Genomic DNA, 25,325 nt, shown 5'->3' with positions numbered 1-25,325 from the left:
CGGCCGACCGAGTGCCGATACGATTTTGTACCGGCACGGAAACCGTCCTCCCAATGAGCGACGCCGCCACTCCCCGCGAGCGGTTTCGCCGCAACGCGAGCAGCATCGCCGCGACGGTGGTCACCGGCACGTGGCTCGGCGCCCTCCTAGCCGGGTTCGACTGGTGGCTCGGGTTCATGCTGTTCGGGTACATCGTGATCATTCCGGTCGTCTCGATGTTGTTCGACGAGGAAGCGGAGGACTCGCTCGCTGTCGAGCCCGAGGCCGAGTCGGCCCCCGTCGAACGCGGAGAGACGGCGGAGCGCGGCGAGGCGGCCGGCGACACCACGGACGCTCTCGAACGCCTGCGGACCCGGTACGCGAACGGTGACCTCACCGACGAGCAGTTCGAGCGGAAGCTCGATCGCCTACTGGAGACCGAGACGCCGGAGGACGCCGCCGAGTGGGCGGAGCGGAACCGCGCCGCGGCTCCGGAACGCGAAGCCGAGCGGGAACGGTGACGCGGGGCGCCGCGCCGCTCCGACGCGACCGGCGCGACCGAACCTCAAGCTTCAATGCGCGCGGCCGACTCGACCGCGTATGAGCGACCACGAACTGCGGAAGGAGGCGCACGACCTCGACGTGACCGTCTGGGTCGGGAAGAGCGGCGTCGACGCGGTCGTCGACGAGCTTGCCGACCAGCTCGACGACCGGAAGCTGGTGAAGGTGAAGTTCCTTCGGGCGGCCCGCGGCGGCACGTCGACCGACGAACTCGCCGACGAGCTCGCCGAGGCGGTCGGCGCCGACCTGATCGAGACGCGCGGCAACACGGCGGTGCTCCACTGATGGGCGCCCCCGCGGGCGCGTCCGGAGTCGTCGCGGTCGCGGGGACGCTGGAGCCGTACCTCGGTCCGCTGGCCGACATTGTCGTCGACGCCGCGATCTTCCTCGCCGTCGTCACCGCGACGTACGTCCTGTACAAGGCGGCCGTCAAGCCGCTCGTCCGCCGGGTGTTCGACCGACAGGGGCTCGACGAGCACGCCCGGCGCCCGCTCCAGAAGATCGTGGCGTTCCTCGTCCTGTTCGCCGGCGTCACGGTCGCGTTCGGCGCGGCGGGCTACCAAGGGTTCCTGCGCTCGCTCGCGACGATCGCGGCGGCGGCGACGCTCGCGATCGGCTTCGCGCTCCAGGACGTGATCAAGAACTTCGTCGCGGGCGTGTTCATCTACACGGACAAGCCGTTCCGCATCGGCGACTGGATCGAGTGGAACGGCAACTCGGGGGTCGTCGAGGACATCTCTTTCCGGGTCACCCGCGTGCGCACCTTCGACAACGAACTGCTTACGGTGCCGAACCACGCGCTGACGAGCGACGTGGTGAAGAACCCGGTCGCGAAGAAGACACTGCGGCTGAAGTTCGTCTTCGGGATCGACTACGAGGACGACGTGGAGAAGGCGACGGACATCATCGTCGAGGAGGCCGAGAGGAGCGACGCGATCCTCGAAGACCCCGCGCCGTCGGTCCGGCTGACCGAACTGGCCGACTCGTACGTCGGCCTCCAGTCGCGGATCTGGATCGACGACCCCTCGCGGGCGGACTTCGTGAAGGCGCGCGCCGACTACGTGAAGGCCGTCAAGGCGCGCTTCGACGAGGCGGGCATCTCGATCCCGTTCCCCCAGCGCACCGTCTCGGGACGCAACGAGTGGACGGATCCCTCGTCGTTCGGCGGAGACGATTGAAGCGGCGGCCGCGGCGGAGAACTCCCGCTCGGTGGAGCGGCGTCACCCGGCAGGGCGGCGCCTCGAACCGTCTGGCGGCGTCTTCCCCGTCGCTGGCGCGCTGAGTACGCCCGAGCACCGATAGTAACGAACTTCAAGGTCGGGTCTCTGGGTTGGTCCATGTACGTGGTCGTCATCGGGGCCGGCGAGGTCGGGACGAGCATCGCCGCGAGTCTCGCGTCGGACCACGAGGTCGTCGTCGTCGACGTCGATCCGGACCGGGCGGAACAGCTCAAGTACGAGCTTGACGTGCTCACCATCGCCGGGGACGGGACGTCCTCTGAGATCCAGTCGGCCGCCGACGTCGACCGCGCGGACATGGTCATCGCGTGTACCGACGACGACCAGACGAACCTCGTCGCGTGCGGGGCCGCGAAGACGTTCGGCGACGGGTTCACCATCGCCCGCGTGAAAAGCACCGAGTTCCTCCGCACCTGGCAGGGCAGCGAGGGCGCGTTCGGCGTCGACTTCATGGTGTGTACGGACCTGTTGACCGCGGAGAACATCGTCCGCGTCATCGGGCTCCCGGCGGCGATCGACGTCGACCCGTTCGCCGGCGGGCTCGTCCAGATGGCGGAGTTCGAGATCGGCGAGGGGAGCCCCGTCGCTGGACAGACCGTCTCGGAGGCCGACCGGTTCGAGTCGCTCACCTTCGTCGGGCTGTTCCGCGACGGCGAGATGACGATCCCCCGCGGCGACACGGACATCGTCGTCGGCGACCGCGCGGTGGTGGTCGGAAGCCCCGAGAGCGTTCAGTCGTTCGCGACCGACATCGCGCCCGAGGCGACGCCGGACGACGCCGACGAGATCGTCGTCGTCGGCGGCAGCGAGATCGGGTATCAGACCGCCCGGCTGCTGGAGGAGCGGGACTTCACGCCGCGGCTGATCGAGCGCGACGCCGACCGCGCGCGGTGGCTCGCCGAGAACCTCCCGGACACCGTCGTGATGGAACACGACCCCACCGACACCGAGTTCCTCTCCCGCGAACACGTCGACGAGGCCGATATCGTCGTCACGGCGCTCGGCTCCGACGAGAAGAACCTGCTCATCTCCGTGCTCGCCAAGCGCCTCGGCGTCGACCGCGTGATCGCCGTCGTCGACAGCCCCGACTACGTCACCGTCTTCGAGGAGATCGGCATCGACATCGCGATCAATCCCCGGACGGTCACCGCCGAGGAGATCACCCGGTTCACCTACGAGAGCGTCGCGGAGAACATCGCGGTGTTGGAAAACGACCAGGCGGAGGTCCTCGAACTCGAACTCACCGAGGGGTGCGGGCTCACGGGACGACCGATATCGGACATCGTCGCGGAGAGCGACGCGCGGTTCGTTATCGGCGCGATCACGCGCAACCACCAGCTGGTCACCCCGCGCGGGGACACCGTACTTCAGGCCGGTGACCACGTGATACTCCTCGTGGAGTCCGACTCGGTCGGACAGATCGCCTCGATGGCGTGACCGCCTCCACGTGAGTACCACGATCCGCGTCGGCTGGCGGGCGAGCGTGGGACTCACCGGCGACGTCCTCGCCGCCCTCCCGGTTCCGCTCGCGTTTCCGCTGCTGATAGCCCTCTACTACGGCGAGTCGCCCGTGCCGTTCCTCGCGGCGATCGCCGTCTCGCTCGCGATCGGTGCGGCGTTCCGGTCGGTACGGGACCCCGAGGGAGACCTCGGCCCGCGGGAGGCGTTCCTCGCGGTGGCGCTGATCTGGTTCCTCGTCGCCGCCGTCGGCGCGATCCCCTTCGTCGTCGCGGGCGTCGGCACGGTCGCGCACCCGGTGAACGCGCTGTTCGAGTCGATGAGCGGACTCACCACGACGGGCGCGACGGTGCTGCGCGACTTCTCGCTCCACTCGCGGTCCGTCATGATGTGGCGGCAGGTGATCCAATGGCTCGGCGGCCTCGGAATCCTGATCCTGGCGACCGCGGTGCTCTCCGAGATCGGCGTCGGCGGGGCACAGCTGATGGAGTCGGAGTCACAGACGCAAGACGTCAACAAGCTCACGCCGAAGATATCGCGGACCGCACAGCTCATCTGGGGGATCTACTTCGGGCTCACCGGCCTCGCGATCGCGGTGTACTTCCTGCTCGGGCTCGCCGTCGACCCGCGGATGGACCTGTACAACGCGGTCGCGCACGCGTTCACGTCCGTCGCGACCGCCGGCTTCTCGCCGGAGCCGCTCTCGGTCGGCGCGTTCCACCCGCTGATCCAGTGGGCGGTCGTCCCGTTCATGGTGATCGGCTCGACCAGTTTCGTCCTCATCTACTTCGCCATCAACGGCGAGCCGATGCGCCTGCTGCGAAACGAGGAGTTTCACTTCTACCTCGGCGCGATGGCGACGTTCGCGTCGATCGTCGGGGGCGCGCTGTTCCTCGATCCGAGCGTCACCTTCGGCGCCGAGGCGACGATCCGCCACGCAGTGTTCAACGTCGCGTCCATCGTGACGACGACCGGGTACGCCAGCACCGACTACGTGCTGTGGGCGCCCGCTGCGAAGCACATGCTGTTCATGGGGATGTTCGTCGGCGGGATGGTCGGGTCGACCACCTGCTCGATCAAGTCGCTGCGGTGGCTGGTCGCGCTGAAGTCGTTCCGCCGGGACCTCTTCACCGCGATCCACCCGGAGTCCGTTCGCCCGGTCCGGATATCGGGGGAGCCGGTCGACGAGGGCGCGATCCGCGACATCTACGCGTACCTCCTCTTGAGCATCGTGATCTTCTTCCTGCTCGCCGTGGTCATCGTCGTCGACGCCGAGCGGGCGAACCTGCGCGTGACCGAGTTCGAGGCGCTCGGGGCCGCGGCGACCACGTTCCTCAATATCGGCCCGGCGTTCGGCGACGCGGGCCCGTACGGGACGTTCGCGACGTTCCCGCTGAGTACGCGGGCCGTGATGATCGTCCTGATGTGGATCGGCCGGATCGAGATCATCCCGGTCCTCGTGTTGTTCACGAAGGCGTTCTGGACCTCCTGAGTCAAGGCGGCTCTCCCGTCGTCCCCCCTTCGACAGTTTAATACAGCGAACGGGCGACCGCCATACCGTTCGAGTATCATGTCTTGGGGCGTCAACTGGAAGGCGAGTGTCGGGCTTCTCGGCGTCGGCATCAAGTACCTCGCCGTCACGCTGCTTGTTCCTCTGGTGGTGGCGCTCGCGTACGGCGAAGACATCTGGGTATTTCTGGTCTCCATGGCGCTCGTCGCGGGCGTCGGGTTCGCGGTCGAGCGGGTCGACCCCGACCCGGATCTCGGCCCTCGCGAGGCGCTGCTTTTCGTCTCGCTCGCGTGGCTCGCGGCGGCGGTTATCGGTACGGTTCCGTACCTCCTCGCCGGCTACGGCACCGCGTCGACCGTCGGGCTCCAGACCGGCTCGGTCGGCGCGCTAACGGGGTCGGTCGTCAACGCCCTGTTCGAATCGATGAGCGGGTTCACCACCACGGGCGCGACCGTCCTCGGCGAGATCAGTACCGACCAGCACTCCCACGCGCTCCTCATGTGGCGGCAGCTCACGCAGTGGCTGGGCGGGATGGGGATCATCGTCCTGATGATCGCCATCCTCCCGGAGGTCGCGGTCAACGGCGCACAGCTGATGGACTCGGAGGCGCCCGGCCCTGAACTCCAGAAGCTCACCCCGAAGATCGCGGAGACGGCGCGCGCGCTCTGGCTGATCTACTTCGGCTTCACGGTGTTGCTCGCGGCCCTCCTGTACGTGCTCCATCTCGTCGGGATGGCGCCGAACATGAACCTCTACAACGCCGTCGCGCACGGGTTCTCCACCCTCCCGACCGGGGGGTTCTCGCCGCAGGCCGAGAGCATCGGCTACTTCTCGGCGGCCGTCCAGTGGGTCGTGATCCCGTTCATGGTCGTCGCCGGGGTCAATTTCGCGCTGTTCTGGCATGTGCTTCGCGGCGAGGTCGACACGCTGCTGGAGAACGCGGAGTTCCGGACGTACGCCGGTGCGCTCGCCGTTGTCACCGCCCTGCTCGCCGTCCTCCTGTTCCGCGGCGCCGCGCCGGTCTTGGAAATCGGGGGCGCCACGGAGAGCGTCACGGAGAACGCCCTCCGGCAGGCGGCGTTCCAGATCGGCTCGCTGCTGAACTCCACCGGGTTCGCCACCTCGGACTTCGCGCAGTGGGACACGCACGCGCAGGTGTTGCTGCTGTTCACGATGTTCATCGGCGGCTCTGCCGGCTCGACGGGCGGCGGGATCAAGATCGTCCGGTGGCTGATCGTCGCGAAGGCGATCCGCCGCGAGCTGTTCACGTCGGCACACCCAGACGTCGTCCAGCCCGTCCGGCTCAGCGGGAGCGTCGTCGACGAGGACGCGATCCGTGGCATCATGGCGTTCACGCTCCTTTATTTGGTGTTGCTCGCCGTCTCGGCGGTGTTTATCGCGCTGGACGCCGCGCGAGTCGGCACGCAGCTCACCGCGCTGGAGTCGTTCAGCGCCTCGCTCGCCACGATCGGGAACATCGGCCCGGGGTTCGGCCGGCTCGGGCCGTTCGGGAGCTACCTCTTTTTCCCGGACACGTCGAAGCTGCTGATGGTGTTCCTGATGTGGATCGGCCGGCTGGAGATCGTCCCGGTGCTCGCGGTGTTCATCTCCGGGGTCGACGGACGGTAGGGCGCCCTCTCGACCCGGTGGCGAGAGCGTATCTTCATAACCGACGGGGAGAGTGGTGTTCGTATGACGAGTCCCGACGACGCCGGTGGCCAAGACCTGCTCGCTCACGTGCTCCTCCCCGTCGCGAACGAGGACGACGCGCTGGCGACGGCGCGGGCGCTCGAACCGTACGAGACCGGGCGCGTGACCGCGCTCCACGTCGTCGAAAAAGGGGGAGGAGTCCCGGACAAGACGCCCGTCGAGCAGTCGGAGGCGCTCGCGGCCGAGTCGTACGCCGCGGTCCGAACGGTGTTCCCCGACGCCGACGAACACACCGCGTACGCTCGGGACGTGGCCGAAGCGATCTTCGACGCCGCCGTCGAGACGGACGCGAGCGCGATCGCCTACCGGTCGCGCGGCGGGAACCGGATCGTACAGCTCCTCTCGGGCGACATATCGACCGAACTCGTGACCGACGCACCGGTCCCGGTGGTCGCGCTCCCCCGCGCCGAGGCGGACGAATGAGTCGTCGTCGCCCGCGTGCTCTCGGGCGGCCCGAGCGGTGAGAGGGATCCGATCGATGACGCCGAGCGACGACGGCCCGGCGGTCATGGTCGCGCTCTCGAACCCGCGGACGGAGGGCGCGCTCGTCGCGCTCGCCGGCGCCCTGGCCGAGCATAGGGGCGGCCGCCTGCTCGCGGTCCACGTCGTCACCGTCCCGGACCAGACGTCGCTGGAGACGGCCGCCGCGAACCGGGAGCGGCTCGACCGGTCCTCCGCGGACCTGCTCGCCGCGGCCGTCGACGACGCCGCGGCGTTCGACGCGCCGGTCGAGACGAAGACGGTCCTCTCGCACCGCGGGATAGAGGAGGTGTTCGACGCCGCGCGGACGAACGACGCGGACGCCGTCGTGATGGGCTACGGCGGGGCGCGGTTCGCCGGCGGGCGCGCCGAGGGGTCCCTGGACGAGCTTGCCCGCGACCTCCCCTGTGACTTCCTCGTCTTGGACGGGCAGCGGCTCGACGCCGGGGAGGTCCTCGTGTCGACCGCGGGGGGTCCGTCCTCGGACCTCTCCGCCGAGGTCGCGCTGGCGCTCCGGGACGTCAGCGGCGCGGAGGTGTCGCTGCTCCACGTCGTCGACGAGGGCGAGGCGGCGTCGGGCCGCGAGTTCCTCACCGACTGGGCTGACGGCCACGGACTCGGGGACGTCGACCTGCGGGTCGAGACGGCCGACATCGGGGCGACGATCGAGCGGATCGGCGAGGGGTACGACCTCGTGGTCGTCGGCGCCACGGAGCGTGGGCTCCTCTCGCGCGTCGTCCGCGGGTCGCTCGCGTCCGCGGCGATTCAGCGGCTCGACACGTCGGTGCTGCTCGCCGAACGCCCCTCCTCGCGCTCGCTTCAGGAGCGGCTGATCGGCGGGCGCTGAGGCGCCCCCGCTTCGGACCGCCGCCGCTTTCCAAAATATAATGAATATTTATACGCGACCGGCGGGTAACGGGCGGTATGTACGACGACGAGGAGCTCTCCCAGATCCGCGAGGCGAAGGCGTCGTGGGAGGCGGAAACGCTCGACCCGACGCTCGACCGCCACGGGGAGCGGAGCGAGCGGTTCGCGACCGTGTCGAACCGCGAGGTCGACCGCATCTACACGCCCGACGACGTCGCCGACCTCGACTACGAGGAGGACCTCGGCTTCCCGGGCGAGCCGCCGTACACCCGCGGGGTCTACCCGACGATGTACCGCGGGCGCACGTGGACGATGCGGCAGTTCGCGGGGTTCGGCACCGCGGAGGAGACGAACGAGCGGTTCCACTACCTGATAGACGAGGGGCAGACCGGGCTCTCGACCGCGTTCGACATGCCCTCGCTGATGGGGATCGACTCCGACGACAAGATGTCGCTCGGCGAGGTGGGCAAGGAGGGCGTCGCGGTCGACACGCTCCGCGACATGGAGGTGCTGTTCGACGGCATCGACCTCGCGGAGGTGTCCACCTCGTTTACTATCAACCCGAGCGCCCCGGTAATCTACGCGATGTACGTCGCGCTCGCCGACCAGCGCGGAGTCCCGCGCGAGAAGCTCCGGGGGACCCTCCAGAACGACATGCTCAAGGAGTTCATCGCGCAGAAGGAGTGGGTGGTCCCGCCGGCGCCGTCGCTCGAGCTGGTGACGGACACGATCGAGTTCGCCGTCGCGGAGACGCCGAAGTTCAAACCCATCTCGGTGTCGGGGTACCACATCCGCGAGGCGGGGTCGACCGCGGTCCAGGAGCTCGCCTTCACCCTCGCCGACGGCTTCGCCTACGTCGAGGCGTGCCTCGACCGCGGGCTCGACGTCGACGAGTTCGCCCCTCAGCTCTCCTTCTTTTTCAACTCGCACAACTCCCTCTTCGAGGAGGTCGCGAAGTTCCGCGCGGCGCGCCGGATCTACGCGACGGTGATGGATGAGTGGTACGGCGCCGAGGCCGAGGCGTCGAAACAGCTGAAGTTCCACACCCAGACCGCCGGGCAGTCGCTGACGGCCCAACAGCCGCTCAACAACGTCGCGCGCGTCACGATCCAGGCGCTCGCGGGCGTGCTGGGCGGCACGCAGAGCCTCCACACCAACTCCTTCGACGAGGCGCTCGCGCTCCCCTCCGAGCAGGCGGTCCGCGTCGCGCTCCGGACCCAGCAGATCATCGCCGAGGAGTCCGGCGCGGCCGACATCGTCGACCCGCTCGGGGGCTCGTTCGCGGTCGAGTCGCTCACCGACGAGACGGAGGCGGCAGCGATGGAGTACATCGAGGAGATCAAAGAGATGGGCGACGGCTCCGTACGCGACGGCGTCCTCCGGGGGATCGAGCAGGGGTACTTCCACCGCGAGATCCAGGAGTCGGCCTACGAGTACCAGGAGCGCGTCGACGAGGGTGACGAGACGGTCGTCGGCGTCAACGCCTACGAGATCGACGAGGACACGCGGCCGGACCTGCTGAAGGTCGACGAGACCACCCGCGAGCGACAGCTCGATCGGCTCGAATCGGTGAAGGCCGAACGCGACGACGACGCGGTCGAGAGCGCGCTCGACGACCTCCGCGACGCCGTCGAGGCCGGGGAGAACGCCATGCCCGAGATCGTCGCGGCGGTGAAGGCGTACGCGACGATGGGCGAGATCATGGCGGTGTTCGAGGAGGAACACGGCACGTACCGCGAGCGGATCGGCGTCGCCTGACGCGAAAAACCGAGGGAGTCGGACCGACTGCGCTGCGCCGTCCCGACCGGTCGCTCGCTACGCCGTCTCGACCGGTCGCGCGGACTCCGCGCACCACGCGTTGCCCCGGCGGCCCGCCCGCCTGAGGTCGAGTTCGACGACCGAGCCGGCGTCGAGCGCGGACAGCTCGGCCTCCACGTCGGGGTCGTCGTACTCGACGACGTACAGCGTCCCGTTGCGCGGGTACTCGCGGAGCGTGATCGCTCCGTGGTCGTTGCACGCGTCGACGACAGTGTACTTGCCAGTGCGGTCCATCCCGTCCCGAGCTACGCCGTGGTTTATGTTAACAGTTGTGCGTGTGGACGCGCCGACCGCACGCGACGGCCGCGAACGGTCCACTTTAATCGGCGCGTCGCCTCGCTCGCGTATGACGGAGACGGAGATCCCCGAGGACCACCCGCGGTACGCGTCGCTCGTGACGCGCCACCGGATCGAGGCGGGCGTCGAGCAAGGGATCACCTCGAAGCAGGGGCTGATCGCGCAGGGGCGCGGCGAGGCGTTCGACTACCTCCTCGGCGAGCGCACGCTCCCGAGCGCCGACGCGGCCGCGCGCGCCGCTGCCGCGACGCTCCTGCTCGCGGAGCGGCCCGTCATCTCGGTGAACGGGAACGTCGCGGCGCTCGCGCCGGCGGAGACGGTCGACCTCGCGGAGGCGGTCGACGCGGACTTGGAGGTGAACCTGTTCAACCACACCGACGAGCGCGTCCGGCGGATCGCTGACCACCTCCGGGAGCACGGCGCCGACGAGGTGAAGGGGCTCGCCGGCGACGGCGAGATCCCCGGGCTCGACCACGCCCGCGGCGTCGTCGACGCCGACGGGATCGAGTCGGCCGACGCCGTCGTGGTCCCGCTGGAGGACGGCGACCGCGCCGCCGCGCTCGACGCGATGGGAAAGACGGAGATCGTGATCGATCTCAATCCGGGAAGCCGCTCGCCGCAGACCGCCGACGTGCCGATAATCGACAACCTGCTGCGCGCGGTGCCGAACGTCGCCGCTCACGCGCGCGACCTCGCGGACGCGACGCCAGCCGAACTGGAGCGGATCGCCGACGAGTTCGACGCGGACGCGGCCCTCGACGCCGCCGAGGCGGCGATCCGCGAGGGGTCGTTCGCCGACGGGGACGGGGCGTAGTCCGGGCACAACCCTCGCCGGAAGGCAAAAGCCTCCGCCGCTCCTAGCGGGAGTATGGAACTCGACGAGACGGACCGGGCGATCCTGCGGATCCTCCAGGAGGACGCGCGGACCCCGTTCTCGGAGGTCGCACGCCGGATCGACATGTCTAGCGCCACCGTCCACGACCGGGTCAGCCGCCTCGAAGAGGCGGGCGTCATCCGCGGGTATCACGCCGACATCGATCCGAAGGCGGTCGGTCACGGCGTCGGCGCCTTCGTCGGCCTGCGAGTCGAACAGGGCCGCGAGGAGGACGCGCTCGAACGGCTCCGGGGAATCGACGGCGTGCGCGAGATACACCTCACCACCGGCGAGTGGGACGTCATCCTCCGCGTCGTCGCGGCCGACACCGACCGGCTCCGGGAGCTGATGTTCGAGCGGATCGCGGAGACCGAGGGATTCTCGCGCTCGCAGACGATGGTGATCCTCGGCACCGACTACGAGCAGCCCGGACCGCCGTTATAACTCGACCCGGGGCGGGGACAGTCGTCGGGACCGCTCGGTCGTGTCGGCCTCCGGTCGCCCGTTCGCGCCGGCCTCCGGCCGTCCGGGACCGGAACGCTCAACTCGGGACCTCTCCGAACGGTGACCATGAGCACAGCTGTCGCGGACGGGCTCGACCTGTCCCCGGAGCGCGCGTGGGCGGCAGTCGTCGGGGGGGTCACGGCGCTTTTGGCGATCGGGTCGGTCGTCTTCCCGCGCGTCGTCTACGACCGGTTCCTCTGGCGCTACTTCTGGGGACCGGTGGTCGCGGACGGCGAGGGCGCGCAGTGCGCCGTCCGCGAGGCGGGCGGCACCACGGAGCTGCTCGGCAGCAGCGCGGCGTGCCAGTCGGCGCGGAGTGCCGGCGAGGTCGTCGCCGCTCCGGGGTACACCACCCTCTCGACGGTGAGCTACGTCGTGATCCTGTTGGCGATGCTGGTCGGCGTCGTCTTCCTCCTCCGCCGGCTCGACATCGCGACGGAGCTCCGGTTCTTCTACGCGCTGTTCCCGTTCATGCTGTTCGGCGGGGCGATGCGGACGGTCGAGGACGCGGGGGTCGCGGCGACCGCCGCCGGCGCCGAGCCGCTGATCCCGTTCCCGGCGAGCGCGGTGTTGATCAGCCCGTTCATCTACTTCACCGTGTTCCTGTTCACGCTGGCGTGCGTCCTCGCGGCGTACGGGCTCGAACGGCGCGGCGCCGTCGACGACTACGCGCGCCCGCTGTTCGGGTCGGGCGCCGCGGGGCTCGCGCTCGCGGTCGGCTACCTCGCGTACCTCGCGGCCACGACCGGCTACGTCACGTTCTACCCGCAGGTGCTCGTCCCGACGCTCGCCGTCGCGACCGCCGCGACCGCGGGCACGTGGGCGCTCGCGACGCGCCGGATTCCGACGATCCGACAGGGGACGGGCGCGGCGGGGGTCGTGATCATCTGGGGGCACGCGGTCGACGGCGTCGCGAACGTAATCGGGCTCAACTGGATGCCCGCACTGACCGGCACCGCGAACCTCGTCCCGAAACACGTCGTCAACGCGCTCATCGTCGACTGGACCGGGCGGCTGCTCCCCGACTCGATCCTCGCCGTCACCGGCGACGCGTGGCCGTTCCTCCTCGTGAAGCTGGCGGCCGCGACGTTCGTCGTCTGGGTATTCAACGGCGAGATGAAGGCGGAGTCGCCGCGCTACACGCTGCTGTTGTTGATTACCGTGCTGGCCGTCGGACTGGGCCCCGGGACGCGGGACATGCTGCGCGCGACGTTCGGGGTTTAAATGGCGGGCGGTTAATCCCCGTAGTTCAGGACGCTCGCAGATCCGCTCGTTTATCCCGAGATCGGATTACTGGCAGTCGGAAACCGAATTTGACACAATGAACGGGCACGTCAGAATTATGCTTCTCGGAAGTCTCGGTCTGATTATTAGCGTCCCCATTTGGTATACGATTATATCCTCCGAGGAATTTTCACCGGACGTTTTCTTGAATCCGAGCCTGCTATTCTGGCTGATATTCGGGTTTGTCGTTTTCCTGTTCGGGTATTACAACACCGATGTAGAGTAATTCGGGTCCACTCACGAGGCGATCGTTCCCGAAGGCTCACTCGCTCATTTATAGATGGCTAACCGCGGATCAGTGGCGGACTCCTCCAAAGCCCCGCCCGCACAGCAACCGCGCCTCACGCCTCCCCAGCCTCGTCACCGGACGACGTCCGGTTGTAAGCGAGAGCGGGGCTCTCGCCCTGTCGGTGGTCCTCCGCTTCGCTCCGGACCACGGACTCCCTCGCGCGTCCTGTCTCGCGGCCGCCGGGGGCGGCCGCTCGCAGGCACGCGCCACCGCACCGCATGTTTATGAATGAATCTCGGGACACCACGTCGCGATCGGTCACTCGGGTCGCTCCGCAACGGCATCTTATAAGCCGTCGCGGGGGGAACGGTCTCGGTAATGCTGGACGGGGTCAACGTCGCGCTCGGCGTCTCGGGGAGCATCGCGGCGGTGAAGGTCGTCGAACTCGCGCACGAACTGCGCCGCCACGGCGCGAGCGTCCGCGCCGTCATGTCCCCGGCGGCGACGAACATCGTCCACCCGTGGGCGGTCGACTTCGCGACCGACGAGCCGGTCGTCACGGAGATCACCGGCAGCGTCGAACACGTCGAGTTATGCGGCCGGGAGGGGTGGGCCGACGTGCTCCTGCTCGCGCCCGCGACCGCCAACACCGCGGGGAAGATCGCCGCGGCCGTCGACGACACGCCCGTGACGACCTGTGCGACGACCGCGCTCGGCGCGGACGTACCGGTCGTGATGGCCCCGGCGATGCACGAGCCGATGTACGACCACCCGGGCGTCCTCGACGCCCTCGACCGCTTGGAGTCGTGGGGGATCCGCTTCGCGGACCCGCGTATCGAGGAGGGGAAAGCGAAGATCGCCGCCGAGGAAGACATCGTCACGGAGGTCGCCCGCGCGACGACGCCCCAGACCCTCTCGGACGCGCATATCGTCGTCACCGCGGGCGCGACGAAGGAGCGGATCGACCCGATCCGCATCCTGACGAACCGCGCGTCGGGGAAGACGGGCCGCGCCCTGGCGCGGGCGTGCTACGTCCGCGGTGCGCGCGTGACGCTCGTTCAGGACGGCCCTGAGGTCCCCTACGCCGACGTGGTCGCCGTCGAGACCGCCGACGAGATGATGGACGCCTGTCGGCGGACCGCCGCGACCGCGGACGCGCTGGTGTCCGCGGCCGCCATCTCGGATTTCACCGCCGACGCCGTCGACGAGAAGATCCGGTCCGGATCGCCGCTGTCGGTCGATCTCAGGCCGACGCCGAAGCTCATCGACTCGGTGCGCGAGGCGTATCCCGACCTCCCGATCGTCGGCTTCAAGGCCGAGACGTCGGGCGACGACGCGGCGATGGTGGCGGAAGCGGAGCGCATCCGCGACCGCGTGGGGCTCTCGTTCGTGGTCGCCAACGACGCGAGCGTGATGGGCGAGGAGGCGACGCGGGCGCTGCTCGTCGGCCGAGGGGACACCCGCGAGTTCGTCGGTGATAAGGACGGGCTCGGCGCCCGCGTCGCCGACGAACTCGCCGGCGTCCTCGGGCGATCCGAGAGCGAAACCGTGGGATAACGAAATAGTTTTGACTTTGCCATTGTTTTGCCACACTGGATAGTCTCGCGTTTTTCGCACGAAGACGTGAGAGACAGTTCACACATGTCAGACACAGACGCCCGCCGAATACTCGTTCCCGTCGGCGACTCGGACAGCCTCCGAGACACTGTCTCGTACGTCGTCGACTTGGCGACCGAGACGGCCCCGGCGCCGGTCGAGATTCACTTGGTCCTCGCGGCTCGGACGCAGGCCGTCAGCCCCGACGCCCCGACGGAGCTCGGCACAGCCCGCGAACAGTTGGAACGCGTCGCCCTCTGGGTCGAGGAGGAGACGGCCGAGGGGACGGTCGTCGCTCGGGAGGACCGAGAGGCGGACGCGGCGGGCGAGTCCGAGGCGGACGCCGACGGCGAAGCGCCCGCCGATGCGGCCGATGCCCCCGGGTGGCTCACCGTCGTCACCGACACCGTCGGAACCGACCGGTACCTGTTCAGCCCGGGCGACTACGCCGACGCGCTCCTCGAGTACGCGGCCGCGGCGGGTATCGACCGGATCGTCGTCGACCCGGAGTACAAGCCCGGCGGCACCGCGTCGATGCTCCAGCCGATGTCGGTGGAGCTGGCCCGCGGCGACGTGCCGGTCGAGACGGCGCCGGTCGACCGACCGACCGAGGGGGCGGTGCTCGCCCGCGCGGCGTCGCTGTCGAAGTACCTCTCCGTCTTCGTCGTCTCGTACCTGTTTTACATGTCGCTGAGCGCCTGGAAGCCGCTCGACTTCTTCACCGGCTTCGTGACGGCGTCGATCGTCTCCCTCGTCCTCGCGCCGGTCGTGGCGAACCGCTCCGCGCCGCTCGGGGTGACGCTCCGCCGGCTGGCTCGACTGCTGGTGTACGCCCCGTATCTGGTCAAGGAGATCGCGGTCGCGAACCTCCAGGTCGCGTACGTCGTCCTCCACCCCGACATGCCGATCGACCCGGAGGTCGTTCAGCTCCGCGCCGCGGTCTGGGGCGACGGCGCGGTGACGACGCTCGCGAACAGCATCACCCTCACGCCCGGAACCTTGACCGTCAACGTCTCCGAGCGCTCGTTCGACATCCACTCGCTGACCGCCGACTCGCGCGCGGACCTCTTCGACGGCGGGTTAGAGCGCGCGGTTCGGTTCGTCTTCTACGGCCGCGCGGCGGCCCGGATCCCGACGCCGCGCGAACGCGGCGACGCCGGGGAGGGACGAGATGGTTGAGTTCGAGACCGCGCTGCTGGCCATCGCGGCGGCCTTCGTCCTCTTCGCCGTCGTCGCGCTGTACCGGGTGTACGACGGGCCGACGACCCACGACCGCGTCATCGCGGTGAACGTCGCCGGGACGAACACCGTCATCGCCATCACGCTCGTGGCCGCGGCGTTCCAGCAGTCGACGTTCCTCGACGTGGCGCTCGTGTACGCTCTGCTGAACTTCCTGCTGTCGATAGCGTTCTCGAAGTTCAACGTCGAGCGCGGGGGTGTGCTGTGACGCCGACCGAGTGGGGCATCGTCGCCCTCGCGCTCGCCGGGGCCTTCTTCGGCGGCGTCGCCGCGGTCGGCCTCGTCCGACTGCCGGACGTCTACACCCGTTCGCATGCCGCCTCGAAGAGCGACACGTTGGGGGCGATCCTCGCGATCGCCGCCGCCGCGCTCGCGCTCCAGTCGGGGCTCTCGACGGCGAAGTCCGTCTTCCTCCTGTTGTTCATGTTCATCACGAACCCGACGGCAGCACACGCCGTCGCCCGCGCGGCGCAGGACCAGGGAATCGAACCGTGGACCGCCGAGGAGGGTGACGAGCCATGACGCCCTCGCTGATCGAAGCCGTGCTGCTGGTGTTCGTCCTCGGCTGCGCAGTCGGCGCGGCCCTGCTGAAGGACACGCTGGCGGCGGTGATGGCGTTCGCGGCGTACAGTCTCGGCGTCTCGGTGCTCTGGCTCGTGCTTCAGGCGCCCGACGTCGGGCTCACGGAGGCGGCCGTCGGCGCCGGCATCATGACCGTGCTGTTCCTGCTGGCGCTGTCGAACACCGCCTCGCCGGACGTCGACCGCCTGTTCGAGTCGATCGGGTGGCAGACGGCGGCGCTCGTCGCCGGGTTCGTCCTGCTCGTCGGCGCGACGGTCCCCGCGCTCCCGGCCATCGGCGACCCGAACTCGGCGGTCGTCGGCGGCGAGGTGACCCAGTACTACCTCGAGAACGCGTACGACCAGACCGAGGTCAAAAACGCCGTGACGGCCGTCCTCGCCGCGTACCGCGGCTTCGACACGCTCGGCGAGGGCGTGGTCGTCTTCAGCGCCGTCGTCGTCACGCTGTCAGTACTGCGCCGCGAGGTGGTGGCATGAGCACCGGCGACGCGGACCCGGCGGCGGGCGACGACGAGGGGCCCGGGCTGTACGTCGAGTCGACGATCATCATGACCACCGTCCGGTTGGTCGCCCCGTTCATCCTCACGTTCGCGCTGTTCATCATGTTCCACGGGGCCGACTCGCCCGGCGGCGGGTTCCAGGGCGGCGTCATCGCCGGGTCCGTGGTGATGATGCTCGCCTTCGCGTACGGCATCGACTCGACCCGTCAGTGGCTCGACGTCCGCGTCGTCTCCGCGCTGGCCTCCGGGGGCGTGTTCGCGTTCGTCGGGATCGGTCTCGGCGCGATGGCGCTCGGCGGACAGTTCCTCCAGTACGCGGAGTTCGAGGCGCTGTTCGGCCACGCGATCAAGTACGCAATCGAACTCGTCGAACTCGGCATCGGCGCCATCGTCGCCGCTGTCGCGATCGGGCTATTCTTCCTGCTTGCGGCCGGCTTCGACGGCGTCGCCGAGGGGGACTCCTCATGACACTCGACTTACTCACGACGCACTACAACTACTACGCGGTCGTCCTGCTGCTCGGGATCGGGCTGTACACCGTGATCGAATCCAGGAACCTCGTGAAGAAGGTGATCGGGATGAACGTGTTCCAGACCGGGATCTTCCTGTTCTTCATCACGCTCGCGTACCGCGCAGGCGGCAATCCCCCGGTCGTCACCGAGGGCGCCGGCCCGTACGTGAGCCCGCTGCCGCACGTGCTGATCCTGACCGCCATCGTCGTCGGCGTGAGCCTGACCGCGGTGGCGCTCGCACTGGTCGTGCGCGTCTACTCCGAGTACGGCACGCTCGACGAGCACACCCTGGAGGAACTCTACCATGATTGACCACCTGATCGTCCTGTTGGTCGTCCTGCCGATCCTCGGCGCCGCGGTCCCGCCGCTGGCCAGTCTCCGCTACGACCGCGTCGGCTGGGCGGTCGCGACGGCGACGGCCCTCGGGCACGCCGCGCTCGCCGGCGCGCTCGCGTGGACCGTCTGGACCGACGGGGTCGTTCGGTACGCGGTCGGCGGGTTCGTCGCCCCCTACGGGATCGAACTCGTCGCCGACGGACTGACGATCCTACTCGTCGCCCTCATCAGCGCGGTCTCGCTCGGCGTACTCGCGTACGCACGTCACGCGGGCCCCCACGAGAACTCGTTCTACTCGCAGTTCCTGCTCCTCGTCGCCGGCCTGTCCGGGATGACCGTGACCGGCGACGTGTTCAACCTGTACGTCTTCCTTGAGATCACCGGGCTCGCGGCGTACGGGCTGGTCGCGAGCGGCCCCGGAGCCCGGTCCGCCGTCGCGGCCCTGAAATACCTCATCATCGGAACCATCGGCGCGTCGCTGTACCTGCTCGGCGTCGGCTACGCGCTCGCCGCCACTGGCACGCTGAACATGGCGGACCTCAGCGACAAACTCGCCGCCGCGGGATACGACTCGACGCTCGTCTTAACCGCGTTCGGCCTGATCGTCGCCGGACTCTTAGTGAAGGTCGCGCTGTTCCCGATCCACACCTGGCAACCCGACGCGTACGCGGACTCGCCGGACAGCGTGAGCGCGTTCATCTCGGCGCTCGTCTCCACGGTCTCCGCGTACGCCCTGGCGCGCGTGTTGTTCTCCGTGTTCACGGTCGACTTCCTCGAGGCGGTTCCGATCGCGCGCCAGGCGCTGGTCGCCGTCGCCTGCGTCAGCATCGTCGCCGGGAGCGCCCTCGCCGTCGCGCAGTCCGACGTTCAGCGCATGCTGGCGTACTCGTCGGTGTCGCAGTTCGGCCTCGTGATCGCCGGATTCGCGATCGCGACGCCGCTGGCGGTCGTCGGCGCGACCGTCCACCTCGTCGGGCACGCGGTGATGAAGGGCGGCCTCTTCGCCGCGACCGGGATCATCGAGCGGAAGACCGGCGCGACGACGGTCGGCGGGTACGCCGGGATCGCCGGTCGCGCGCCGGCCGCCACCGGCGCCTTCACGCTGCTGGCGCTCGCGATGGTCGGCGTTCCGCCGGCCGTCGGGTTCATGGGGAAGTGGTACATCGTCCTCGGCGCGGTGAACGCCGGGTTCTGGCCGGTGGTCGCCGTCCTCTTGGCGAGCACGCTGCTGACGCTGGCGTACTTCGCGCGGCTCGCCGAACGACTCTACTTTGCCGAGGCAACCATCGCGCCGGAGGCGGTCGCCGCCGACGGGGGTGAGCGCGTCTCGACGGCCATGATCGTGACCGTCGTCGTCGCCGCCGTCCTCGCCGTGGGACTCGCGGCCGCCGTCCCGGTGATAGACCAGTTGATCGACATGACCGTGTTTGAGCTGATGCTCCAATGACCGACGTCACCTCCCTTCGACCGTTGTTCGCCGTGCTCGTGTCGGCCGTGGCCATCCCCGTCATCCTCTCGCTCCGATCGCGGCCGAACGTCCGTGAGGGCGTCACCCTCACCGTCGCCGCGACGAAGTTCGCCCTCGTCGCCAGCATGGTCCCCGGCGTCCTCTCGGGGACCACCTACGTCACGCGGATCGGCGAGCTGGGCGACGGTATCTCGCTCGTGCTCCGCGCGGACCCCCTCGGGATCCTGTTCGCGCTGCTCGCGAGCCTCCTGTGGATCGTCACGAGCTTCTACTCCATCGGGTACATGCGCGGACTGAGCGAACACGCGCAGACCCGCTACTTCGCCTCGTTCGCCGCGAGCCTCGCCTCGGCCGTCGGGGTCGCGTTCGGGGCGAACCTCGTCACGCTGTTCGTCTTCTACGAGCTGCTGACGGTGTCGACGTACCCACTGGTCACGCACGACGAGACCGACGAGGCCCGCGCGGCCGGCCGGAAGTACCTCACGTACACCTTCGGCGGCGGCGTGGCCGTGCTCGGCGGGACCGCGCTCGTCTACGTGCTGACGGGCACCACGGCGTTCACGCCGGGCGGGATCGAGGCGCTCGCCGGCGCGGACCCGACGCTGGCGCGCGTGGCGTTCGGCCTCCTCGCCGGCGGGTTCGGCGTCAAGGCGGCGCTGATGCCGGTCCACTCGTGGCTCCCCGACGCGATGGTCGCGCCGACGCCGGTCTCGGGGCTGCTCCACGCGGTCGCGGTCGTCAAGAGCGGCATCTTCGGCATCGCCCGCGTCGTGCTCGACGTGTTCGGCACGGAGACGATGGCGGAGCTGGGCGTGGCGGCGCCGCTCGCGGTCGTCGCCGCGATCACGCTCCTGACCGCGAGCGTCATCGCACTGCGGCAGGACAACCTCAAGCGGCGGCTGGCGTACTCGACGATCAGCCAGCTGTCGTACATCGTCCTCGGGCTCGCGCTGCTGGAGGGCGAGGCGCTCGTCGGCGGGCTGCTCCACATCCCGGCGCACGCGTTCATGAAGCTCACCCTCTTCTTCTGTGCGGGCGCAATCCACGTCGAGACCCACACGGACGACATCAGCGACATGGCCGGCATCGGCGACCGGATGCCGCTGACGATGGCGGCGTTCGCCGTCGCAGCCGCGGGGATGGCCGGCATCCCGCTGATAGCCGGGTTCGTCAGCAAGTGGTACATCGTCATCGGCGCCCTGGAGGGCGGCGGCCTCATGTTTGCCGGCGCGCTGCTGGTGTCCGGCGTCCTCAACATCGCGTACTTCTGGCCGATCGTGTACCAGGCGTACTTCGAGTCACCGGACGGGCACGACAAGAAGCCGCTCGTGACCGCGGCGCTCGGCGGCCGCGGGAGCCCCCGCGCCGACGGCGGCCACGAGGCGGCGACGCACGCGAGCGCTGACGAGACCGCAGCGCACGGCGATGACCACGAGGCGGCGACGCACGAGGGTCACGACGACCACCACGGCGGCCCGCCGGCGGGCGGGTGGGACGTTCGTGGCTGGCGCGGCGCCGAGAGCACGTGGTTCATGCTCGGGCCGATCCTGACGGCCGCGAGCCTCTCGGTCCTGCTCGGCGTCGTCCCGCGGACGGCGGTGTTCCTCCGGATAATCGAGACCGTCGTCGGTTCGCTCCCGGGGGTGATGGGCTGATGACCGCCGCGCTCACCGCCCTCCCGCCCGGTCCGGTCCTCCTCGTCATCGCCGCGCTGATCGCCCTCACGCCCCGCCGCGTCGGGCACGCGCTGGGCGTCGCCGCGTCCGGGGTCGCGGTGGCTTGGGCGTGGACCGTCCCGGCGGGCGCGCACCTCCAGGCCACGTTCCTCGGCTTCGACGCCGTCCTGCTCAACGTCGACGAGTTCTCGCGGCTCATGGGGCTGATATTCGGGATCATCGGCGTCGTCGCCGTCCTCTACTCGTACGCGAGCGAGGCCGAGAGCATTCAGACCGCGTTCGCGTTCTCCTACGTCGCGACGAGCTTCGGCGCGGTGTTCGCCGGCGACTGGCTCACGCTGCTGTTCTTTTGGGAGCTGATGGCCGTCACCAGCACGCTGCTCGTCTGGCACTACCGCGGCGAGGCGGTCCGGGCCGGCTTCCGGTACGCGCTGCTCCACGGCCTCGGCGGGACGCTGCTGATGGCGGCGATACTCGGTAACTACGTCGCGAAGGGGACCTTCCTGTTCGCCACGGTGCCGGGCGGCCCCGAGACGGCGGGGATCGTGGCAGGGCTCCCGGCCGCGCTCGCCGCCGTCGGCATCGGCGTCAACGTCGGGTTCATCGGCCTCCACGCGTGGCTCCCCGACACGTATCCGCGCCCGCACATCGCCGCCAGCGTCTTCCTCTGCGTGTTCACGACCAAGACGGGCGTCTACGGGATGTACCGGGCGTTCCCCGACGGGCACGTCGCGATCGCCTACATGGGCGGCGGGATGGCCGTGTTCGGGGCGACGTTCGCGCTGTTCCAGAACGACATGCGGCGGCTGCTCTCGTACCACATCCAGTCGCAGGTCGGCTACATGATCGCCGGCGTCGGCATCGGGTCGGCCCTGTCGCAGGCCGGCGCGTTCGCCCACGTGTTCAACCACATCCTCTACAAGGGGCTGCTCTTCATGACGGCCGGCGTCGTCGTCTACCGGACCGGCGAGGAGAGCCTGAAGAAGCTGGGCGGGCTGGCCCGCGACATGCCGGTCACCGCCGGCGCGTTCACGATCGCCGCGCTGTCGATCGCGGGGTTCCCCGGGTTCAACGGCTTCGTCAGCAAGGGGATCATCATCTCCGGGAGCCACTACACCTTCCCGAAGGGCCCGCTCCCGATCGGCGACTTCCATACGCTCGAATGGCTGCTCCTGCTCGGCGGGATCGGGACGTTCATGTCGTTCATCAAGTTCGGCTACTACGCGTTCTTCCACGGGAGCTACGACGGCGACGTGCGGGACGCCAACCGGGGGCAGAGCGTCGCGATGGGCGCGGTGGCGGTGCTCTGCGTCGCTTACGGCGTCCTCGTTCCCACCTCGCCGCTCGCGGCGGTCGTCCCGGCCGACGTGGGACTGTTCGGGATCCTCCCGTTCGACGTGACGAGCGAGGCCGTCGTCGAGAAGGTGTACAAGACGTACACCGTCGACCACCTGATCGAAGGCGTCGCCCTCGCCGTCCTCGGCCTGATCGGCTTCGCGCTCACCAAGAAGCCGCTCTCGAAGCTGGGGCGGGTCCCGGACGTCGACTCGCTGTACAACCCCGCCGTGTTCTACGGCACCCGCGGGCTCGTGGTCGGCGTCACGGAGCTTTACGCCGCCGTCGACCGCGCCGTCGTCGGGCTCACGACGGCGACCGTCCGGACGGTCACCGACCCGCAGGCGGCCGTCCGACGTGTCGGCAGCGACGTCGAGATCAAGTCCGGGATCGGCCGCAGCGTGCTGATCCTGACGCTGGCGGTCGGGATCGCACTGTTCGGAGTCCTGTTCCTCTGACCGCGGTCGAGCGCCGCCGCGGTCTCATTCTCCGCCGCCCCGACGGCGGCGCGCCTGTTCGCTGAGGGTGAGGAAGGCGACCGCGCCGAAGAACGCGATCACGAAGCCGAACACCGTCGCGTCGCCGCCGCCGGCGGACTGCGCGAACAGGATCGGGGTGACGCTCAGTCCGAAGAGGCCGACGCCGTACCCGAGCCTGTCGCTGCGGTCGTCGAACCGCGGTGCGGCGGCGAGCAGCGAGATGTCGAACGCGAAGTAGAAGTACGCCGCGCCGACGTAGACGGCGGCGGTTCCGAGCGCGGTCGGGACCGACGAGACCAGCGCGTACACGCCGAGCGCGGGGACGACGCCGACGCCGAGTGCGAGCGGGAGGGCCCTGTTCATACGGGATCGATCCGGATCCGATCGAGTAAAACCCTCGGGGCAGCGGTGGGCTGCGAACGTCGATGAAACTGGCAGGACCGTATTCGAAGCGGGGCGGCGCAGAGTCGCCCGCCGCCGGCCTCAGTACTCCTCGTACGCGAGGTTCATCATCCACTGCGAGAAGGCGTCCGCCTGCGCGTCGACCTCCTCCTCGCCGATGAACGGCGAGAGCATGTCGTCGGCCATAAGCAGCGAGAAGTCGAGGTCGCGCGGGGCGGGCTCCAGGTAGTAGGTGTTGTGGCCGTTGTAGACGGTGTCCTCCCGCTGGATCAGGCCCGACTCCTCTAACGCATCGGCGATGCGGCTCCCCTTCCGCGACGAGACATCGAGTTCCTTCCAGAAGTCGCTCTGGTGGATGCCGCCGGTCTCGCGGATGAGTTCGAGACCGGCGCGCTCGTCCGCCGACAGGTCGGACTCGATTTCAGACGCGCTCATACTCTCTCACGCCTCCCGAATCGGTTAAAACTGGCCTTCCGCTCGGCCCGCCCCGAGCCCGCGCGAGCGCCGCCTCACCAGCGCGTGAACGCGAACTCTCCCCGCGCCGGGCCGACAGTCACGACGCCGACGCCGCGGAAGCCGAGGTTGAGCAGGTGCGGTCGACCGCCGTCGCCGTCACCGGGGTCGTACCCGAACGCGTGCGAGTGACCGCTGAACGCGGCGAACACGTCGTGGTCTCGGACCGCGAGGGCGAGCGCAATCGACCCGGTGTGGAGGTGCTCGCGGTCCGTCTCGCGCGTACCGACCGCGTGATGGCGATCGAAGGACGTACCGAACGGCGGCACGTGCGTCGCGAGCAGCACGTCGGAACGGCGCCGCAGGCGGTCCGAAAGCCGCTCGTACGTCGTCTCGATTTCGGCCATTCCGCGGTGGAACGCGACCGCCTCCTCGTCCGCGATGCCCAGCGACGCGGCGACCTCCTCGGTCGACGCCGCTCCGCTGACGACGCGGTGACACGCGTCGAGCAGGTCGTCCGCGAGACGGTCGGCGGCGTGTCTCCGGTCCTCGCGAGGGGCCGTCCGCGGGTCGAGCGCGTCGAAGTCGGTCTGCGGGAGCGACGGGGCGAGCGACCGGCGCTCGCAGCCCCACCCGACCACGGTGAGGTTCCCGAGCGTCCGCGCGCTTAGGTGCTCCGCGGTGGCCCCGAGAGCGGTGTCGACCACTTCTCTCGGCATCGGCGCTGGGTCGTGGTTCCCCGGGACGTAGACGACCGGCACGTCCGGCGCGAGTCGCCCGATGAACCGGCGGGCCAGCTCGGCATCGTCGTCGCCCGCGCGGTGCGTGAGGTCGCCGAGGACGAGCGCGGCGTCGACGTCCGCCGGCGGCGACACCGCGGCGAGGTCGTAGTCGTCGGCCGCGGGCTTCAGGTGGAGGTCGCCGAAGACGAGGAGCCGCATGACCGCTACGTCCGTCTCCGAGGTAAAAACGTCCCGCCCGTCTCGGTACCGAGTCGCACGGCGGCCGGGGTACGCTCCGCTCCGCCCCGCTACGCCCGGCCCGTCGCGAAGTCGGCCGGGAGCGGCACCGCCTCGGCCGGCGTCTCGCAGGGCGGTCCGTCGGCGTACGCGACGGCGGGGTCGCCGCCGGTCCGGATCCGGGTGAACGAGCGCGTTCCGAACCCGTCGCCGTGGAGGCAGGCGCCGTACTCGTGGTCCGCGAGGACGGCGCTCGCGCGGTCGAGCCACGACGCTCCCGACTCCCCCGGCTCCGGGGCGAGCGCGGCCGCGATCTGCCTCGTGCTGTCGGCCCGCTCCTCGCCGAACGCCCGGCGTCGCTCGGGGACCGCGAACCGCTCCGTCCCGTTGACCACGCCGCCGACGTTGCCGATCACGTGGACGCCCGGGTCGAGCCGGGTCACGGCGAGGCCGCCGTCGTACACCAAGAGGAACGCCGCGCGGTCGTCGGCGAGGACGAGGTTGAAGCCGTCGTACGCGCGCTCGTCGAGTTCGCGCTCGACGGTCCGCACCGCGTCCTCCGCGGAGGCGGCCGTCAGGCAGTCGCGCACGAGCAGCCCGCGGGAGCGGTCGCCCTCGCGGTCGGCGTCGAGCCAGCGGTTCGTGACGGCGACGACGAGACCGTCCTCGGAGAGGCCGATCCACGTACCGCCGGCCTCGGCGTCGCGCGGGGCCACGTACCGGCCGCCGCCGTCGAACCCCTCGCCGTCGTCTCCGCCGTCACCCTGCCCGCTATCGCCGTCGCCCTCTCGGAGTGCCGGCGGTTCGCTCGGGCGGTCGTGCGCCTCGTCGCGGGTGGCGGCGAGCGCGACGGGGGCGTCGCCGAACGTCCGCCACGCCAGAGTCAGTGTACACACGCCAGCGAGTACGGCCGACCGGGTGAAAACTCCACGGTGGAGTCCCCACACGTGTTTACTCGAAATAAAAGAAATCTTTTGAGG

The 25,325-nt window shown here is 69.6% G+C and carries 27 protein-coding genes; 22 read left to right on the top strand and 5 right to left on the bottom strand.

The annotated features are described in order from the left end of the window. The first annotated feature begins 53 nt into the window (after nucleotides 1–53). The 9 genes from Z052_RS04350 to Z052_RS04310 all read left to right on the top strand — a co-directional run bounded on the left by Z052_RS04350 (nucleotide 54) and on the right by Z052_RS04310 (nucleotide 9,561). The gene (locus tag Z052_RS04350; RefSeq protein ID WP_049930053.1) at nucleotides 54–500 is read left to right on the top strand and encodes an SHOCT domain-containing protein; all 447 of its coding nucleotides are present in this window, start codon (nucleotides 54–56) and stop codon (nucleotides 498–500) included. 79 nt (nucleotides 501–579) lie between these two features. Continuing rightward, on the top strand, nucleotides 580–825 hold the full coding sequence (locus tag Z052_RS04345) for a YhbY family RNA-binding protein (protein ID WP_049930052.1): 246 nt from the start codon (nucleotides 580–582) through the stop codon (nucleotides 823–825). Continuing rightward, nucleotides 825–1,718 (top strand): mechanosensitive ion channel family protein, encoded by an 894-nt coding sequence (locus tag Z052_RS04340; protein WP_049930051.1) that lies wholly within the window; start codon nucleotides 825–827, stop codon nucleotides 1,716–1,718. Before Z052_RS04345 ends, Z052_RS04340 begins: the two co-directional genes overlap by 1 nt. A gap of 159 nt (nucleotides 1,719–1,877) precedes the next feature. Continuing rightward, on the top strand, nucleotides 1,878–3,215 hold the full coding sequence (trkA, locus tag Z052_RS04335) for a Trk system potassium transporter TrkA (protein WP_094520939.1): 1,338 nt from the start codon (nucleotides 1,878–1,880) through the stop codon (nucleotides 3,213–3,215). Nucleotides 3,216–3,225: 10 nt separating this feature from the next. Further along, a complete protein-coding gene (locus Z052_RS04330) occupies nucleotides 3,226–4,728 on the top strand; it encodes a TrkH family potassium uptake protein (protein ID WP_049930048.1) in 1,503 nt (500 codons plus the stop codon). A 78-nt stretch (nucleotides 4,729–4,806) separates the two neighbouring features. Continuing rightward, entirely contained in the window at nucleotides 4,807–6,375 is a 1,569-nt protein-coding gene (locus tag Z052_RS04325; RefSeq protein WP_094520940.1) for a TrkH family potassium uptake protein, read from the top strand. A 63-nt stretch (nucleotides 6,376–6,438) separates the two neighbouring features. Further along, nucleotides 6,439–6,879, top strand: a complete 441-nt coding sequence (locus Z052_RS04320; RefSeq protein ID WP_094520941.1) for a universal stress protein — start codon at nucleotides 6,439–6,441, stop codon at nucleotides 6,877–6,879. A 55-nt stretch (nucleotides 6,880–6,934) separates the two neighbouring features. Beyond that, complete coding sequence (locus tag Z052_RS04315) at nucleotides 6,935–7,783, top strand: universal stress protein (RefSeq protein ID WP_099288856.1); 849 nt, start codon at nucleotides 6,935–6,937, stop codon at nucleotides 7,781–7,783. 77 nt (nucleotides 7,784–7,860) lie between these two features. After that, on the top strand, nucleotides 7,861–9,561 hold the full coding sequence (locus Z052_RS04310) for a methylmalonyl-CoA mutase (protein ID WP_094495029.1): 1,701 nt from the start codon (nucleotides 7,861–7,863) through the stop codon (nucleotides 9,559–9,561). Between the two features lie 57 nt (nucleotides 9,562–9,618). Here Z052_RS04310 and Z052_RS04305 read toward each other — a convergent pair whose 3' ends face one another. After that, on the bottom strand, nucleotides 9,619–9,855 hold the full coding sequence (locus tag Z052_RS04305; RefSeq protein ID WP_049930038.1) for a hypothetical protein: 237 nt from the start codon (nucleotides 9,853–9,855) through the stop codon (nucleotides 9,619–9,621). 112 nt (nucleotides 9,856–9,967) lie between these two features. Between Z052_RS04305 and Z052_RS04300 the strand changes: the two genes are divergently transcribed. The 13 genes from Z052_RS04300 to Z052_RS04230 all read left to right on the top strand — a co-directional run bounded on the left by Z052_RS04300 (nucleotide 9,968) and on the right by Z052_RS04230 (nucleotide 22,510). Then, a complete protein-coding gene (locus Z052_RS04300) occupies nucleotides 9,968–10,732 on the top strand; it encodes a phosphopantothenate/pantothenate synthetase (RefSeq protein WP_094520942.1) in 765 nt (254 codons plus the stop codon). A 54-nt stretch (nucleotides 10,733–10,786) separates the two neighbouring features. Then, entirely contained in the window at nucleotides 10,787–11,236 is a 450-nt protein-coding gene (locus Z052_RS04295) for an Lrp/AsnC family transcriptional regulator (RefSeq protein ID WP_006113217.1), read from the top strand. Nucleotides 11,237–11,362: 126 nt separating this feature from the next. Then, nucleotides 11,363–12,520 (top strand): DUF63 family protein, encoded by a 1,158-nt coding sequence (locus Z052_RS04290; protein ID WP_049930034.1) that lies wholly within the window; start codon nucleotides 11,363–11,365, stop codon nucleotides 12,518–12,520. 667 nt (nucleotides 12,521–13,187) lie between these two features. Beyond that, nucleotides 13,188–14,366, top strand: a complete 1,179-nt coding sequence (coaBC, locus tag Z052_RS04275) for a bifunctional phosphopantothenoylcysteine decarboxylase/phosphopantothenate--cysteine ligase CoaBC (protein ID WP_049930028.1) — start codon at nucleotides 13,188–13,190, stop codon at nucleotides 14,364–14,366. Between the two features lie 84 nt (nucleotides 14,367–14,450). After that, a complete protein-coding gene (locus Z052_RS04270) occupies nucleotides 14,451–15,584 on the top strand; it encodes a monovalent cation/H+ antiporter subunit E (RefSeq protein WP_049930026.1) in 1,134 nt (377 codons plus the stop codon). Continuing rightward, on the top strand, nucleotides 15,577–15,852 hold the full coding sequence (locus Z052_RS04265; RefSeq protein WP_049930024.1) for a cation:proton antiporter: 276 nt from the start codon (nucleotides 15,577–15,579) through the stop codon (nucleotides 15,850–15,852). The genes Z052_RS04270 and Z052_RS04265 overlap by 8 nt, the downstream gene beginning before the upstream one ends. Then, nucleotides 15,849–16,166, top strand: coding sequence for a monovalent cation/H(+) antiporter subunit G (gene mnhG, locus Z052_RS04260; RefSeq protein ID WP_094520943.1), 318 nt, complete (start codon nucleotides 15,849–15,851; stop codon nucleotides 16,164–16,166). Before Z052_RS04265 ends, mnhG begins: the two co-directional genes overlap by 4 nt. Then, a complete protein-coding gene (locus tag Z052_RS04255) occupies nucleotides 16,163–16,702 on the top strand; it encodes a DUF4040 domain-containing protein (protein WP_094520944.1) in 540 nt (179 codons plus the stop codon). Before mnhG ends, Z052_RS04255 begins: the two co-directional genes overlap by 4 nt. Beyond that, nucleotides 16,699–17,193 carry an MnhB domain-containing protein gene (locus Z052_RS04250; protein ID WP_049930018.1) on the top strand — a complete coding sequence of 165 codons (495 nt, stop codon included), beginning with the start codon at nucleotides 16,699–16,701 and terminating at the stop codon, nucleotides 17,191–17,193. Before Z052_RS04255 ends, Z052_RS04250 begins: the two co-directional genes overlap by 4 nt. Next, nucleotides 17,190–17,549, top strand: a complete 360-nt coding sequence (locus Z052_RS04245) for a cation:proton antiporter subunit C (protein WP_049930017.1) — start codon at nucleotides 17,190–17,192, stop codon at nucleotides 17,547–17,549. Before Z052_RS04250 ends, Z052_RS04245 begins: the two co-directional genes overlap by 4 nt. Further along, nucleotides 17,542–19,020, top strand: a complete 1,479-nt coding sequence (locus Z052_RS04240; RefSeq protein ID WP_099288855.1) for a monovalent cation/H+ antiporter subunit D family protein — start codon at nucleotides 17,542–17,544, stop codon at nucleotides 19,018–19,020. The genes Z052_RS04245 and Z052_RS04240 overlap by 8 nt, the downstream gene beginning before the upstream one ends. After that, nucleotides 19,017–20,696 (top strand): cation:proton antiporter, encoded by a 1,680-nt coding sequence (locus Z052_RS04235; RefSeq protein ID WP_094520946.1) that lies wholly within the window; start codon nucleotides 19,017–19,019, stop codon nucleotides 20,694–20,696. Before Z052_RS04240 ends, Z052_RS04235 begins: the two co-directional genes overlap by 4 nt. After that, on the top strand, nucleotides 20,696–22,510 hold the full coding sequence (locus Z052_RS04230) for a Na(+)/H(+) antiporter subunit D (protein WP_094520947.1): 1,815 nt from the start codon (nucleotides 20,696–20,698) through the stop codon (nucleotides 22,508–22,510). Before Z052_RS04235 ends, Z052_RS04230 begins: the two co-directional genes overlap by 1 nt. 24 nt (nucleotides 22,511–22,534) lie before the next feature. On the opposite strand, the gene Z052_RS04225 is transcribed toward Z052_RS04230, so the two are convergent. The 4 genes from Z052_RS04225 to Z052_RS04210 form a co-directional block, all read right to left on the bottom strand. Beyond that, nucleotides 22,535–22,894 carry a hypothetical protein gene (locus Z052_RS04225; protein WP_049930011.1) on the bottom strand — a complete coding sequence of 120 codons (360 nt, stop codon included), beginning with the start codon at nucleotides 22,892–22,894 and terminating at the stop codon, nucleotides 22,535–22,537. 120 nt (nucleotides 22,895–23,014) lie between these two features. Further along, a complete protein-coding gene (locus Z052_RS04220; protein WP_049930010.1) occupies nucleotides 23,015–23,368 on the bottom strand; it encodes a MarR family transcriptional regulator in 354 nt (117 codons plus the stop codon). A 74-nt stretch (nucleotides 23,369–23,442) separates the two neighbouring features. Continuing rightward, complete coding sequence (locus tag Z052_RS04215; RefSeq protein ID WP_089307817.1) at nucleotides 23,443–24,327, bottom strand: metallophosphoesterase; 885 nt, start codon at nucleotides 24,325–24,327, stop codon at nucleotides 23,443–23,445. An 89-nt stretch (nucleotides 24,328–24,416) separates the two neighbouring features. Continuing rightward, nucleotides 24,417–25,241, bottom strand: coding sequence for an NRDE family protein (locus Z052_RS04210; RefSeq protein ID WP_094520948.1), 825 nt, complete (start codon nucleotides 25,239–25,241; stop codon nucleotides 24,417–24,419). Nucleotides 25,242–25,325: the final 84 nt, after the last annotated feature.

Origin of the sequence: Halorubrum sp. C191, assembly GCF_002727095.1 — an archaeon.
GTDB classification, from domain to species: domain Archaea; phylum Halobacteriota; class Halobacteria; order Halobacteriales; family Haloferacaceae; genus Halorubrum; species Halorubrum ezzemoulense.
The sequence above is the reverse complement of the archived record's forward strand: the minus strand, read 5'-3'. Positions and strand labels throughout refer to the sequence as shown.